This is a genomic window from Streptomyces sp. NPDC059828 (assembly GCF_042731955.1).
In the GTDB taxonomy this organism is placed as follows: Bacteria; Actinomycetota; Actinomycetes; order Streptomycetales; family Streptomycetaceae; genus Streptomyces.
The window spans coordinates 1-14,105 of the sequence record NZ_JBHWIW010000016.1; the positions used below are offsets into that span (position 1 = coordinate 1).

Sequence of the window (14,105 nt, forward strand, 5' to 3'; positions counted from 1 at the left end):
TGTCAGTGGTGCCCTCTACCGTCGTACGCGCGGGATGAGGCTTTCCCTTCCCTCAGATCAATTAGGTTGGTGGGGCAGCGGGGCACCAAGCAAGAAAAGAAGTGGGCTGATGTCAGTGAACGCAGCAAGCCGTACCCGGCTGGGCGGGATGCCCGAATGGGCCGCCCTGGGCCGGCACCGTGAGCAGCTCGGGGACACGCATCTGCGGGACCTGTTCGCCGCCGACGCGGGCCGCGGCGGCCGGTACACCCTCCAGGTCGGCGACCTTCACCTTGACTACTCCAAGCACCTGGTGACCGACGAGACTCTGGCGCTGCTGCACGAGTTGGCCGCGGCCACCGATGTCGCCGGACTGCGGGAAGCCATGTTCCGCGGCGAGAAGATCAACGTCACCGAGCGGCGTGCCGTGCTCCACACCGCGCTGCGTGCCCCGCGTGGCGCCGTCATCGAGGTCGACGGCGAGAACGTGGTGCCCCAGGTGCACGCGGTGCTCGACAGGATGAGCGCGTTCTCCGAGCGGATCCGGTCCGGAAGCTGGACCGGGTTCACCGGAAAGCCCATCAGGAACGTGGTGAACATCGGCATCGGGGGCTCCGACCTCGGCCCGGCGATGGCCTACGAGACACTCCGCGCCGCCACCGCACGGCATCTGACGTTCCGCTTCGTCTCCAACGTGGACGGGGCCGATCTCCATGAGGCGGTCCGGGACCTCGACCCGGCCGAGACGCTGTTCATCATCGCCTCGAAGACGTTCACCACCATCGAGACCATCACCAACGCCACTTCGGCCCGCGACTGGCTGCTCACCGAGCTGAAAGCCGGTCCGGAGGCCGTCGCCCGGCACTTCGTGGCCCTGTCGACCAATGCCGACAAGGTCGGGGCGTTCGGTATCGACATCGCCAACATGTTTGAGTTCTGGGACTGGGTCGGCGGGCGTTATTCCTATGACTCGGCCATCGGGCTCCCCCTGATGATCGCCCTCGGCCCCGAGGGCTTCCGCGAGATGCTCGACGGCTTCCACCTCGTCGACGAGCACTTCCGCACCGCCCCGGCCGCCGAGAACGCGCCGCTGCTGCTCGGACTGCTGGGCGCCTGGTACGGCGGCTTCTTCGACGCCCAGTCCCACGCGGTGCTGCCGTACTCGCACTACCTGAGCAAGTTCACGGCGTATCTCCAGCAGCTGGACATGGAGTCCAACGGCAAGTCCGTGGACCGCGAGGGCAATCGCGTCGACTGGGAGACGGGCCCTGTCGTCTGGGGCACACCCGGCACCAACGGCCAGCACGCGTACTACCAGTTGCTCCACCAGGGCACCCGGTTCATCCCGGCCGACTTCATCGGCTTCGCCCGGCCCGTCGGAGAGCTGACCCCGCCGCTCGCCGCTCAGCACGACCTGCTCATGGCCAACTTCTTCGCCCAGACGCAGGCGCTGGCCTTCGGCAAGACCGCCGACGAGGTACGGGCGGAGGGCGTCGCCGAGGAACTGGTGCCGCACAAGACCTTCAGCGGCAACCACCCCACGACCACCATCCTGGCGAGCGAGCTCACCCCGTCCGTGCTCGGCCAGCTCGTGGCGCTCTACGAGCACAAGGTGTTCGTCCAGGGCGCGATCTGGAACATCAACTCCTTCGACCAGTGGGGAGTCGAACTCGGCAAGGTCCTCGCCAAGCGGATCGAACCGATGCTGACCGAGGGCACCGGCACCGAGGACCTCGACGGCTCGACCGCCGGGCTCGTGGCCACCTACCGCAGCCTGCGCGGAAGGTCGTCCGAAGCCTCGGAGCGGTAGGGGCCGGAGCCGATGACTGCTGCGGAGGACGCTCCGGAGCCCGGTGCGGATGCGGTCCCCACGGCCGTCCGGAAAACGAGCGCATGGCTCACGCACCCCTCTGCTACGGTCGGCGGCATGAAGCGCGCTGCCATCACGACGACGCCGGAGAGTGTCCCGGCGCGCTGACCGATGTCCTTAGTCGAAAGCCCCGGGGCGAGTGCCCCGGGGCTTTCGCCTTGGGAGCCCCGGCCGTGTGCGGGGGAGGTCGCTCGCCCCCGAACCGCGAGGAGACCACCATGCACGACCACCGCAGACTCGGTCGCGAGCTGGACCTGTTCGACACCGACCCGCTGATCGGCGCGGGTCTGCCCTACTGGCTGCCTGACGGCGCGACCGTACGGCACACCCTGGAGGAGTACATCCGTGCCGTCGAACGGCGGGCCGGCTACCGGCACGTGTACTCGCCCGTGCTCGGCAAACGCGAACTCTACGAGATCTCGGGCCACTGGTCGCACTACAGCGGCGACATGTTCCCCCCGATGGACCTCGGCGGTGAACAGGTCGTGCTGCGGCCCAGTCTGTGCCCCCACCACGCGCTGATCTACCGCTCCCGCTCCCACAGCTACCGCGAACTGCCCCTGCGCATGGCCGAGCTGGGCGGCATGTACCGCTCCGAGCTGTCCGGAGTCCTCGGCGGGCTGACCAGGGTCCGCTCGATCCAGCTCAACGACGCCCATGTCTTCTGCACCCTCGATCAGGTCACCGACGAGGCGCACGCCGCCCTGGACCTGATCCGCCGCGCCTACCGCGCGCTCGGCATCACCCCCAGCCGCTTCCGGCTCTCCCTCCCCGGACCCGGCGGCAAGTATGTCGACGCCCCGGAGCTGTGGCAGCGGTCCACCGCCCTGCTGACCGAGGTACTCGACCGCTCCGGACTGCCCTACGAGGCAGCCGAGGGCGAGGCCGCCTTCTACGGTCCCAAGATCGATGTGCAGGTCACCGACAGCGCGGGCCGGGAGTCCACCCTGTCAACCGTCCAGGTCGACTTCCACCAGCCGGAGCAGTTCGATCTGCACTACATCGGCCAGGACGGCGCCAAGCACCGGCCCGTCATGGTCCACCGCAGCATCATCGGCAGCGTGGAACGGGCCGTCGCCCATCTCGTGGAACAGCACGGCGGCGCCTTCCCCGCCTGGCTCGCCCCCACCCAGATGGTGATCCTCCCCGTTTCCGAAGGCGAGTCCGCGCAGGCGGAGGCGCTCGCCGGGCGCTGCGACGCCATCGGGTTGCGCGCCGAGGTCGCCGGACCGGAGCGCGGCACTCTCGGCGCCCGTGTCCGCGAGGCGCGGCTGGTGCCCTATCAGGCCGTGATCGGCGCCAGGGAGGCCGCCGACGACCAGGTCGCCCTGCGGCTGCGGGACGGACGCAGGCTTGAGCCACTGCACGCAGCGGAGGTCCTGACCCGGATCGGCGCACTCGTCCAGGACCACAGCACCGAGCTGTGGGACAGCGGCACCGGCTGACAACCGGACACATCGACGGCCCGGTTCCGTGCGGAACCGGGCCGTCGGTGCGGACCCGAGCGGTTCTGCGGCTCGGGCCGGGGTCCAGCGGCTCAGGCCGAGGCCGGTGGATACAACCCGCGGGGCAGCTGGGACGCAGCCGCCGAGTCGAGCAGCCACAGTGTCCTGGCCCGCCCGTACGCACCAGCCGCCGGGGCCTGGATCTCGCCCGCGCCCGACAGTGCGATCCGCGCCGCGTTCGCCTTGTCCTCGCCCGCCGCGAGCAGCCATACCTCGCGTGCCGCGCGGATCGCCGGAAGCGTCAGCGAGATCCGGGTCGGCGGTGGCTTGGGCGCGCCGTGGACGCCGACCACCGTGCGCTCGGTCTCCCGTACCCCCGGATGCTCCGGGAACAGGGAGGCGACATGGGTGTCCGGGCCGACACCCAGCATCAGCACGTCGAAGGTCGGCACATCGCCGTGGTCCTCGGGACCCGCTGCTGCTGCCAGCTCCCGGGCGTACGCGGCCGCCGCGGTGTCCGCGTCGCCGCCGTGGGGGCCGTCGGACGCGGGCATCGGATGCACCCGGGAGGGGTCCAGCGATACCGAGTCCAGCAGGGCCTGGCGTGCCTGGGTGACATTGCGCTCCGGGTCGCCTTCCGGCAGGAAGCGCTCGTCACCCCACCACAGATCGAGCCGTGACCAGTCGATGGCGTCCCGTGCGGGCGCCGCGGCCAGTGCTGCCAGCAGGCCGTTGCCGTTGCGCCCGCCGGTGAGGACCACCGATGCCGAACCCCGCGCGGCCTGGGCGTCCACGATCTTCGTGATCAGCCGGGCCGCGGCGGCCTGCGCCATCAGCTCCTTGTCACGGTGGACGACCAGTTGGGGAGCGCTCATTTCGACGCCGCCTTCCTGGCCGGAGCCTTCGCGGCGGCCTTCTTCTGCGGCGCCGCGGCCTGCGGGGAACCCTGTGCGGGAGCGGGCTGCGGAACCTCGTCCGGCGCCTCTTCCAGCCGGTCGACGCCATACCGCAGTGCCGAGGCGTAGATGTCGTCCGGGTCGAGCCGCCGCAGCTCCTCCGCGATCAGCTCCGCCGTGTCACGCCGCTTCAGTGCCACCGCACGGTCCGGCTGGCCCTCGATGGAGAGCGTCGCGATGGAGCCGTCGGCCCGGCCCAGCACGATCGGCCCCTGCTTGGTCTCCATCCGCACGGACGTCAGACCGGGGCCTGCCGAGACCGAGCGCTGCACCGGCACCTTGAGCCGGTCGGCGAGCCACATGGCGAGCAGCTCGCAGCTCGGGTTGAACTCCTCGCCCTCCACCTCGACCGAGGTCACCTTCCAGGGCGCCTGGTCCAGTGCCGCGGCGAGCATCGAACGCCACGGGGTGATCCGGGTCCAAGCCAGATCGGTGTCACCCGGGGTGTAGGCGTCGGCCCGGGCCGTGAGCTCGGCGATCGGCTGCTCGCAGGCGTAGGTGTCGGTGACCCGGCGCTGTGCCAGCGCGCCGAGCGGGTCGGACGCCGGGTCGACCGGTGCGTGCACCGGCCACCACACCACCACCGGCGCGTCCGGCAGCAGCAGCGGCAGGACGACCGAGTTGGCGTGGTCGGCGACTTCGCCGTACAGCCGCAGTACGACCGTCTCGCCAGTGCTGCCGGCGTCGGCGCCGACCCGCACCTCGGCGTCGAGGCGGGCCTTGGCCTTGTCACGCGGTGACCGGGAGACCCTCTTGATCACCACGAGGGTGCGCGAAGGGTGTTCGCGTGACGCGTCGTTGGCGGCCTTCAGCGCGTCGTAGGCGTTCTCCTCGTCGGTGACGATGACAAGGGTGAGCACCATGCCGACGGCTGGTGTGCCGATCGCCCGCCGGCCCTTCACCAGAGCCTTGTTGATCTTTCCCGACGTGGTGTCCGTGAGGTCGATCTTCATGGCCGACGCCAGCTCCGTCCGTCTCGTGCGAGCATTTCGTCCGCCTCGGCCGGCCCCCAGGTCCCGGCCCGGTACTGCGCGGGCTTGCCGTGCCGGTCCCAGAACTGCTCGATCGGGTCGAGGATCTTCCAGGACAGCTCGACCTCCTCGACCCTCGGGAAGAGGTTGGAGTCGCCGAGCAGCACATCGAGGATCAGCCGCTCGTACGCCTCCGGGCTGGACTCCGTGAAGGACTCGCCGTAGGCGAAGTCCATCGAGACGTCCCGGACCTCCAGCGAGGTGCCCGGTACCTTCGAGCCGAACCGCAGGGTGACGCCCTCGTCCGGCTGAACTCGGATGACCAGGGCGTTCTGCCCCAGCTCCTGGGTGGCGGTGCGGTCGAAGGGGGAGTGCGGGGCGCGCTGGAAGACCACCGCGATCTCGGTGACCCGGCGCCCGAGCCGCTTGCCGGTGCGTAGGTAGAAGGGCACTCCCGCCCAGCGACGGTTGTCGATCTCCACCTTGATGGCCGCGTAGGTGTCGGTCTTCGAGTTCGGGTCGGTGCCCTCTTCCTCGAGATAGCCGACGACCTTCTCGCCGCCCTGCCAGCCCGCCGTGTACTGGGCGCGCACGGTGCCCGCGGCCAGGTCCTTCGGCAGCTTGACGGCCCCGAGCACCTTGGTCTTCTCCGCCGCGAGCGCGTCCGCCTCGAAGGAGGCGGGCTCCTCCATGGCGGTCAGCGCGAGCAGCTGGAGCAGGTGGTTCTGGATCACGTCGCGGGCGGCGCCGATGCCGTCGTAGTAGCCAGCCCGGCCGCCGATGCCGATGTCCTCGGCCATCGTGATCTGGATGTGGTCCACGTACGACCGGTTCCAGATCGGCTCGAAGAGGGTGTTGGCGAAGCGCAGCGCCAGGATGTTCTGGACGGTCTCCTTGCCCAGGTAGTGGTCGATCCGGAACACCTGGTCCGGGTCGAACACCTCGTGGACGATCGAGTTGAGCTCCTTGGCGGAGGCGAGGTCGTGACCGAAGGGCTTCTCGATCACGGCGCGCCGCCAGGAGCCGTCCTTCTGGTCGGCCAGACCGTGCTTCTTGAGCTGTTTGACGACCTTGGGGAAGAACTTCGGGGGCACCGAGAGGTAGAAGGCGAAATTGCCGCCGGTGCCCTGCACCTGGTCGAGCTCGCTGATCGTCTTCTTCAGGTTCTCGAAGGCGTCGTCGTCGTCGAAGTCGCCCTGGACGAAGCGCATTCCCTGGATCAGCTGCTGCCAGACCTCTTCGCGGAAGGGGGTGCGCGCGTGCTGCTTGACCGCGTCGTGCACCTCCTGCGCGAAGTCCTCGTCGTCCCACTCGCGCCTCGCGTAACCGACGAGCGAGAAGCCCGGCGGAAGCAGACCCCGGTTGGCGAGGTCGTAAACGGCGGGCATCAACTTCTTACGTGACAAATCGCCCGTAACGCCGAAAATCACCAGGCCCGACGGCCCCGCGATACGCGGGAGCCGTCGGTCCGCGGCGTCACGGAGCGGATTCGCTCCGTGTGCGGGAGTCAAGATGCTCAGCCCTCCGAAGGGGCGAGGCGCTCGAGCTCCGCCTGCGTCGACTTGAGCAGATCGTTCCAGGCCGCCTCGAACTTCTCGACGCCCTCGTCCTCGAGCAACTGCACCACGTCGTCGTACGAGATCCCGATCTTCGCGAGACCGTCGAGCTCGGCACGCGCCTGCTCGTAGGTGCCGCGCACCGTGTCGCCGGTGATCTGCCCGTGGTCCGCCGTCGCGTTGAGCGTGGCCTCCGGCATGGTGTTCACCGTGCCCGGGGCGACCAGCTCGTCCACGTACAGCGTGTCCTTGTACGCCGGGTCCTTGACGCCCGTCGACGCCCACAGCGGGCGCTGCTTGTTGGCCCCCGCCTTGTCCAGCGCGGCCCAGCGCTGGGAGGCGAACACCTCCTCGTAGGCCTCGTACGCGAGGCGGGCGTTGGCGAGCGCCGCCTTGCCGCGCAGCTGCTTCGCCTCGTCCGTGCCGAGCGCGTCCAGGCGCTTGTCGATCTCGGTGTCCACCCGGGACACGAAGAACGACGCCACCGAACGGATCTTCGACAGGTCGAGTCCGGCCGCCTTCGCCTTCTCCAGACCGGCCAGGTAGGCGTCCATCACCTCGCGGTAGCGCTCCAGCGAGAAGATCAGCGTGACATTGACGCTGATACCGAGCCCGATCACCTCGGTGATCGCGGGCAGACCGGCCTTGGTCGCCGGAATCTTGATGAACGTGTTCGGCCGGTCCACCAGCCAGGCGAGCTGCTTGGCCTCCGCGATCGTCGCCGCGGTGTTGTGTGCGAGCCGCGGGTCGACCTCGATCGACACCCGGCCGTCCTGGCCGCTGGTGGCGTCGAAGACCGGGCGCAGCACATCGGCGGCGTCCCGGACGTCCGCCGTCGTGATCATCCGCAGGGCTTCCTCAACCGTCAGCCGGCGCACGGCCAGGTCGGCGAGCTGCTGCTCGTAACCGTCACCGGACGAGATGGCCTTCTGGAAGATCGACGGGTTGGTGGTGACACCCACGACGTGGTGCTGGTCGACCAGCTCGGCGAGATTGCCGGAGGTGATCCGCCTGCGCGACAGGTCGTCGAGCCAGATCGCCACGCCTTCGTCGGAGAGGCGCTTGAGTGCGTCTGTCATGAGAGTTGCATCTCCTACTAGTCGTATACCGGCGTCAGCGCCCGGCGGCGTCGATCGATTCCCGGGCGGCGGCGGCCACTGCCTCCGGGGTGAACCCGAACTCGCGGAACAGCACCTTGCCGTCCGCCGACGCACCGAAGTGCTCCAGCGAGACGATCCGGCCGGAATCGCCGACGTACCGGTGCCAGGTCAGGCCGATCCCGGCCTCGACCGCGACACGGGCCTTCAGCGACGGCGGCAGGACGCTGTCCTTGTACGCCTGGTCCTGCTCCTCGAACCACTCGACGGACGGCATCGAGACGACCCGGGCCGGGGTGCCCGCGGCCTGGAGCTGCTCGCGCGCCTCCACCGCGAGGTGCACCTCGGAGCCGGTGGCGATCAGAACGACCTGGGCGTCCGCGGCCTGCCCGTCGGGGCCCTCTGCCTCGAACATCACATAACCGCCCCTGGCCGTGTCCTCGTTGGGCTCGTAGGTCGGCACACCCTGGCGGGTCAGCGCCAAGCCGTGCGGGGCGCCCACGCCGAACTCCTTGGTCCAGCGCCGGAGGATCTCCCGCCAGGCGATGGCGGTCTCGTTGGCGTCGGCCGGGCGCACGACGGCAAGCCCCGGGATCGCGCGCAGCGACGCGAGGTGCTCGACGGGCTGGTGGGTCGGGCCGTCCTCGCCGAGACCGATCGAGTCGTGCGTCCAGACATAGGTGACCGGCAGGTGCATCAGTGCGGACAGGCGCACCGCGTTGCGCATGTAGTCGGAGAACACCAGGAAGGTGCCGCCGTAGACCCGGGTGTTGCCGTGCAGCGTGATGCCGTTCATCACGGCCGCCATCGCGTGCTCGCGGATGCCGAAGTGGACCGTGCGGCCGTAGGGGTTCGCCTCCGGCAGCGGGTTGCCCTTCGGCAGGAAGGACGAGGTGTTGTCGATGGTGGTGTTGTTCGACCCCGCCAGGTCGGCGGAACCGCCCCACAGCTCGGGGATGACACCGCCCAGCGCCTGGAGCACCTTGCCGGAGGCGGCACGGGTGGCGAGGCCCTTGCCGGCCTCGAACACCGGGAGCTTCTCCTCCCAGCCCGTCGGCAGCTCGCCCGCGCGGAAACGGTCGAACTCGGCGGCGCGCTCCGGGTTGGCGGCCCGCCACTCCGCGAACGTCTTCTCCCACTCCTCGCGCGCGTCACGGCCCCGGTCCAGGGCCTCGCGGGTGTGCCCGATGACCTCGTCGGAGACCTCGAAGCTCTGCTCGGGGTCGAAGCCGAGGACCCGCTTGGTGGCCGCGACCTCGTCGTCGCCGAGCGCCGAGCCGTGTGCCGCCTCGGTGTTCTGGGCGTTCGGGGCCGGCCAGGCGATGATCGAGCGGGCCGCGATGAAGGAAGGCCGCTCGGTCTCCGCCTGAGCAGCCTTCAGCGCGCGGTACAGACCGACCGGGTCGAGATCACCGTTCGGCAGCTGCTCCACACGCTGCACATGCCAGCCGTACGACTCGTACCGCTTCAGGGTGTCCTCGGAGACGGCCGTCTCCGTGTCGCCCTCGATGGAGATGTGGTTGTCGTCCCACAGCAGCACCAGGTTGCCGAGCTTCTGGTGGCCGGCCAGCGAGGACGCCTCGTGGGAGATGCCCTCCTGGAGGCAGCCGTCGCCCGCGATGGCCCAGACCATGTGGTCGAACGGGGAGGTGCCGGGCGCCGCGTCCGGGTCGAACAGACCGCGCTCGTAACGGGCGGCCATGGCCATGCCCACCGCATTGGCAACGCCCTGGCCCAGCGGACCCGTCGTGGTCTCGACACCGACGGTGTGGCCGTACTCCGGGTGCCCCGGGGTCTTGGAGCCCCAAGTGCGGAAGGCCTTCAGATCATCCAGCTCCAGGCCGTACCCGGCCAGGTAGAGCTGGATGTAGAGGGTCAGGCTGGAGTGACCTGCGGAGAGGACGAACCGGTCACGGCCGGTCCAGTCCGCGTCCGCGGGGTCGTGCCGCATCAGCTTCTGGAAGAGGACATACGCCGCGGGGGCCAGGCTCATGGCCGTACCCGGATGGCCGTTGCCGACCTTCTGTACGGCGTCAGCGGCGAGGACACGGACGGTGTCCACGGCCCGCTGGTCCAATGCGGTCCACTCGAGATCTGTGGTGGTCGGCTTGGTGCTCACCCTGGGTCAGGGCTCCTCTCCACATGTTCGGGTCCCGGTGACTGAACGGGTGTCCCGGGCGTTGTCGAGCCTACCCTCGCAGCAGCGGGCGTCCTTTCGAGAGCACGTCTCTCCCCTCGGACAGCGCCGGTCTTCCCTCCGGTGCCGCCACTGCCAGGGTGCGCTCACGGGCCGGACTTCGCCTCCTGTCGGTGATCGGCTCGGTGTTGGTCGCGTCGACGGGTCACGTCACTGCGTGAATACGCGGCCTCGTCCCCGACCGCTCAACACGACCCCACCCCCGCGAAGATCGGCATGCGGCCAACGTCTAGAGTGGCGTGGTACGCGCGAGCCTCCACGGGTGTTCATGCCCCCACAACCCCTCGGGTACGGGAGGCGTCCTCATGGGCTCGCTGGGAATTCTCTGTCAGGGGTGTGCGTGACGGCCGTCGAGTCCCGGCCCGCAGGGGTCGCCTTGACCACCGGCCCAGGGGGCCATCGGCCATTCGGGGCCCGAGTCAAGGCATTCGTGGCGCTCACCAAGCCGCGGATCATCGAGCTGCTGCTGATCACCACGGTCCCCGTGATGTTCCTGGCCGCCCAGGGGGTGCCGGACCTCTGGCTGGTGGTGGCGACCTGCCTCGGAGGCTATCTCTCCGCGGGCGGCGCCAACGCGCTCAACATGTACATCGACCGCGACATCGACGCGCTCATGGATCGCACCTCGCAGCGTCCGCTGGTCACCGGGATGGTCTCGCCCCGCGAGAGTCTCGTCTTCGGAGTCACCCTGGCGGTGCTCTCCACCCTCTGGTTCGGACTCCTCGTCAACTGGCTGTCCGCGGCGCTCGCGCTCGGCGCACTCCTCTTCTATGTCGTCGTCTACACGATGCTGCTGAAGCGGCGCACCGCGCAGAACATCGTCTGGGGCGGCATCGCGGGCTGCATGCCCGTGCTCATCGGCTGGTCCGCCGTCACGAACTCGATGTCGTGGGCCGCGGTCGTCCTCTTCCTGGTCATCTTCTTCTGGACGCCGCCGCACTACTGGCCGCTGTCGATGAAGGTCAAGGAGGACTACGCGCGCGTCGGCGTGCCGATGCTCCCGGTGATCGCCTCCAACAGGGTCGTCGCCCGCCAGATCGTCATCTACAGCTGGGTGATGGTCGCGGTCTCGCTGCTGCTCACCCCGCTCGGCTACACCGGCTGGTTCTACACGGCGGTGGCGCTGGCCACCGGCGGCTGGTGGCTGTGGGAGGCACACGCCCTCCAGAGCCGGGCCAAGGCCGGGGCCACGGGCGGCAAGCTCAAGGAGATGCGGCTCTTCCACTGGTCGATCACCTATGTCTCGCTGCTGTTCGTGGCGGTGGCCGTGGACCCGTTCCTGAGGTAGGGCGGGCAGCGGACCGGGCCCTTTGGGCCACGGCGTGGCCCAGGCCACGTGGTACGGAGGTCGCCAGTGGATCTACTCGCGAGTAGCATCGCTGTCATGGCAGAAACCCATCAGGTCGACGAGACCGCGCCCCAGGCCAGGCAGGACGCACGCGCCGACCGGAAGGCCGCGAAGCTCGCCAAGGAGATCGGCGCCTTCGCCAAGGCGCACGGCGGCGCCGAGGGCCAGCTCGCCTACATCGGGCAGCGCGGCACCCGCATCGTGCTCGTGGGCGAGGACGGCGGCTGGGGCGACATCGTGGCCCCGACCCACGCCATCGCGGTCAGCGCGGCGGAGAAGTCCGGTATCACCATGCACGAGTCCTTCGACGGCGACTTCGCCGCGAAGGTCCGCACCGGACCGTACGAGTGGACCCGCATGGCGGGCATCCAGGTCGGCGGCCCGTCGAACGGCTGACGCGGGGCCGGGCCGTGTCCTCGGGACAGGGCCCGACCGCCCGTAGGGACGGTCCATCGGGCACCAGGGCAACACCTCATGCGGGGCTCACCCGTTAGGACGTGTGGAAGCGCGTCCACCGCAGGGAGGCCCCGGATGATCGATACGCCGTCCTTGGTGGACCAGTACTGCCACGGCGTCCTGCGCACCGAGCTCGGCCTCGGCACCTTCGAGGCGCACCTGGGCAGGACCGCCGGACCGCCTGCGCCCGGGACCACCTTCTTCGACACCCAGACGGGCTTCGCCGTGCGGCGCTGGTGCCCGCCGCTGCTCGGCCTCGAGCCGCACTGCCCACCCGCGCACTATCTCGCCCGCCGCAGGGAACTCGGCGTCCTGGAGTCCGGCAGACGGCTGCTGCGTGCCACCGGGATCTCCACCTATCTGGTGGACACCGGGCTGCCCGGGGACATCACCGGGATCCCCGAGATCGCCGCGGCGGGCGCGGCCGAAGCCCATGAGATCGCCCGCCTGGAGCAGCTCGCCGAACAGGTGGCCGACACATCAGGCACCGTCGACGGATTCCTCGCCAACCTCGCCGAGGCCGTGCACGGCGCGGCGGCGACGGCGGTCGCCCTCACGTCCGTCGCGGGCGTACGGCACGGGCTCGCCCTCGCACCCGAGCCGCCGGGGCCCGGAGAGGTACGGGGCGCGACCGGCCGCTGGCTGTCCGCGCGCCGCGTGGGAGAGCGCCTCACCGATCCCGTACTGCTCCGCCATCTGCTCTGGATCGCCGTCACCGCGGGGCGTCCGCTGCAACTGCACGTCGGTGTCGACGATCCGCTGCTGCTCACCGGCTTCGCCGCGGCCACGACCGGTCTCGGCACCGATCTCGTCCTGCTGCACGGCTATCCGTACCACCGCCACGCCGCACACCTGGCGAGCGTCTACCCGCATGTGTACGCCGACGTCGGGCCCGCGCTCGCGCACACGGGGGCTGGGGCGGCGTCCGTGCTCGCGGAGATCCTGGAACTCGCGCCCTTCGGGAAGCTGCTGTTCTCCAGTGGGTCGCGCGGACTGCCCGAGCTCCATGTGGTCGGTGCGCGGATCTTCCGGGAGGCGCTGGGGCGGGTACTGAGCGGCTGGGTCACCGACGGTGCCTGGTCCCGTGCGGACGCTCAGCGGGTGGCCGAGATGATCGCGGCGGGCAACGCCCGGCGCGTCTACGGACTGCCGACTCAGGCCCCGGCCCCCGGGCCATTGGCACGGAACCCCGGGCTGCCGGCCCAGATCCAGCGGGGCGGCTAGGCCGTGGTGAGTGCGGGGTCCTGCCGTACCGGGGTGGCCGGGCTCTCGACCGGTCGCTCCCGCAGGCTCAGTGCCAGCCGCAGCACCGCGACCCACATCAGCGAGGAGCCGAGCATGTGGGCGCCCACCAGCAGCTCGGGCACATCGGTGAAGAACTGCACGTAGCCGATGGCGCCCTGGGCCAGCAGCACGATCAGCAGGTCGCGGGCGCGAGCCCGGGTGTCGTTGGGGGCGTCCACCACCCGAAGGGCCAGCCACATCGCGAGGGCCAGCGCACACACCAGCCAGGCCAGGGCGGCGTGTACATGCGCCGCGTCCACCCAGTTGAACGGCATCCGCGGCACATCGCTGCTGTCGCCCGCGTGCTTCCCGGAGCCGGTCACCGTCGTACCCACCGCGATCAGCAGCGCGGAGGACACCAGCAGCGCCCAGGACAGCTTCCGCACCGGGCGAGGCACCCGGGGACGGGCCGCGGCATCGCCCTCGCCCGCCCTGATCCAGGTGAGGGTGGCCACGGTCAGCAGTGCGTTGGCCGCCAGGAAGTGTCCGGCGACGGTCCACGGATTGAGGCCCGCCCACACGGTGACACCGCCGATGACCGCGTTGCTCATCACGACCCAGAACTGGGCCCAGCCGAGCCGGGTGAGCCCGCGCCGCCAGGGCTTGGTGGAGCGTGCCGCGATGATCGCCCAGCCGACCGCGGCCGACAGGACGTAGGTCAGCATGCGGTTGCCGAACTCGATCGCGCCGTGGATGCCCTGCGCGGGGGTGGCGAAGAGGCTGTCGTCCGTGCACTTGGGCCAGGTGTCACAGCCGAGACCGGAGCCGGTCAGCCGGACCGCGCCACCCGTGACGATGATGACGACGCTCATCACGACAGCGGAGAGCGCGGCACGCCGGACGGTCGCGGGGGATGGTGTCCAGCGCTGGGCGATGAAGGCGAGGGGGGTCTGCACGGCGACTATCGTAGGCGGCCGCTTGTGCAAGCATTCACGAGGGGGACGAC

The 14,105-nt window shown here is 70.0% G+C and carries 11 protein-coding genes; 5 read left to right on the top strand and 6 right to left on the bottom strand.

The window, feature by feature from the left end:
- Nucleotides 1-115: 115 nt before the first annotated feature.
- Complete coding sequence (gene pgi, locus ACFV6V_RS12355; protein ID WP_385563223.1) at nt 116-1,789, top strand: glucose-6-phosphate isomerase; 1,674 nt, start codon at nt 116-118, stop codon at nt 1,787-1,789.
- Between the two features lie 233 nt (nt 1,790-2,022).
- On the top strand, nt 2,023-3,294 hold the full coding sequence (thrS, locus tag ACFV6V_RS12360; protein ID WP_385562947.1) for a threonine--tRNA ligase: 1,272 nt from the start codon (nt 2,023-2,025) through the stop codon (nt 3,292-3,294).
- 92 nt (nt 3,295-3,386) lie between these two features.
- On the opposite strand, the gene pgl is transcribed toward thrS, so the two are convergent.
- The 5 genes from pgl to tkt are packed head-to-tail and all read right to left on the bottom strand — an operon-like array spanning nt 3,387 to nt 9,993.
- Nucleotides 3,387-4,169 (bottom strand): 6-phosphogluconolactonase, encoded by a 783-nt coding sequence (pgl, locus tag ACFV6V_RS12365; RefSeq protein ID WP_385562950.1) that lies wholly within the window; start codon nt 4,167-4,169, stop codon nt 3,387-3,389.
- On the bottom strand, nt 4,166-5,203 hold the full coding sequence (gene opcA, locus ACFV6V_RS12370; RefSeq protein WP_385562953.1) for a glucose-6-phosphate dehydrogenase assembly protein OpcA: 1,038 nt from the start codon (nt 5,201-5,203) through the stop codon (nt 4,166-4,168). The genes pgl and opcA overlap by 4 nt, the downstream gene beginning before the upstream one ends.
- Nucleotides 5,200-6,732 (bottom strand): glucose-6-phosphate dehydrogenase, encoded by a 1,533-nt coding sequence (zwf, locus tag ACFV6V_RS12375; protein ID WP_385562956.1) that lies wholly within the window; start codon nt 6,730-6,732, stop codon nt 5,200-5,202. The genes opcA and zwf overlap by 4 nt, the downstream gene beginning before the upstream one ends.
- Before the next feature lie 5 nt (nt 6,733-6,737).
- Nucleotides 6,738-7,856, bottom strand: coding sequence for a transaldolase (gene tal / locus ACFV6V_RS12380; protein WP_361278054.1), 1,119 nt, complete (start codon nt 7,854-7,856; stop codon nt 6,738-6,740).
- Nucleotides 7,857-7,890: 34 nt separating this feature from the next.
- A complete protein-coding gene (gene tkt, locus ACFV6V_RS12385; RefSeq protein WP_385562959.1) occupies nt 7,891-9,993 on the bottom strand; it encodes a transketolase in 2,103 nt (700 codons plus the stop codon).
- A gap of 418 nt (nt 9,994-10,411) precedes the next feature.
- On the opposite strand from tkt, the gene ACFV6V_RS12390 reads away from it, so the two are divergent.
- The 3 genes from ACFV6V_RS12390 to ACFV6V_RS12400 all read left to right on the top strand — a co-directional run bounded on the left by ACFV6V_RS12390 (nt 10,412) and on the right by ACFV6V_RS12400 (nt 13,099).
- On the top strand, nt 10,412-11,359 hold the full coding sequence (locus ACFV6V_RS12390; RefSeq protein ID WP_385562962.1) for a heme o synthase: 948 nt from the start codon (nt 10,412-10,414) through the stop codon (nt 11,357-11,359).
- Nucleotides 11,360-11,455: 96 nt separating this feature from the next.
- Nucleotides 11,456-11,815: a hypothetical protein gene (locus tag ACFV6V_RS12395; protein ID WP_385562965.1), complete on the top strand. Its 360-nt coding sequence runs from the start codon at nt 11,456-11,458 to the stop codon at nt 11,813-11,815.
- Between the two features lie 135 nt (nt 11,816-11,950).
- A complete protein-coding gene (locus ACFV6V_RS12400; RefSeq protein ID WP_385562968.1) occupies nt 11,951-13,099 on the top strand; it encodes an amidohydrolase family protein in 1,149 nt (382 codons plus the stop codon).
- Here ACFV6V_RS12400 and ACFV6V_RS12405 read toward each other — a convergent pair.
- Nucleotides 13,096-14,064, bottom strand: coding sequence for a heme A synthase (locus tag ACFV6V_RS12405; RefSeq protein WP_385563226.1), 969 nt, complete (start codon nt 14,062-14,064; stop codon nt 13,096-13,098). The genes ACFV6V_RS12400 and ACFV6V_RS12405 overlap by 4 nt on opposite strands.
- Nucleotides 14,065-14,105 lie beyond the last annotated feature (41 nt).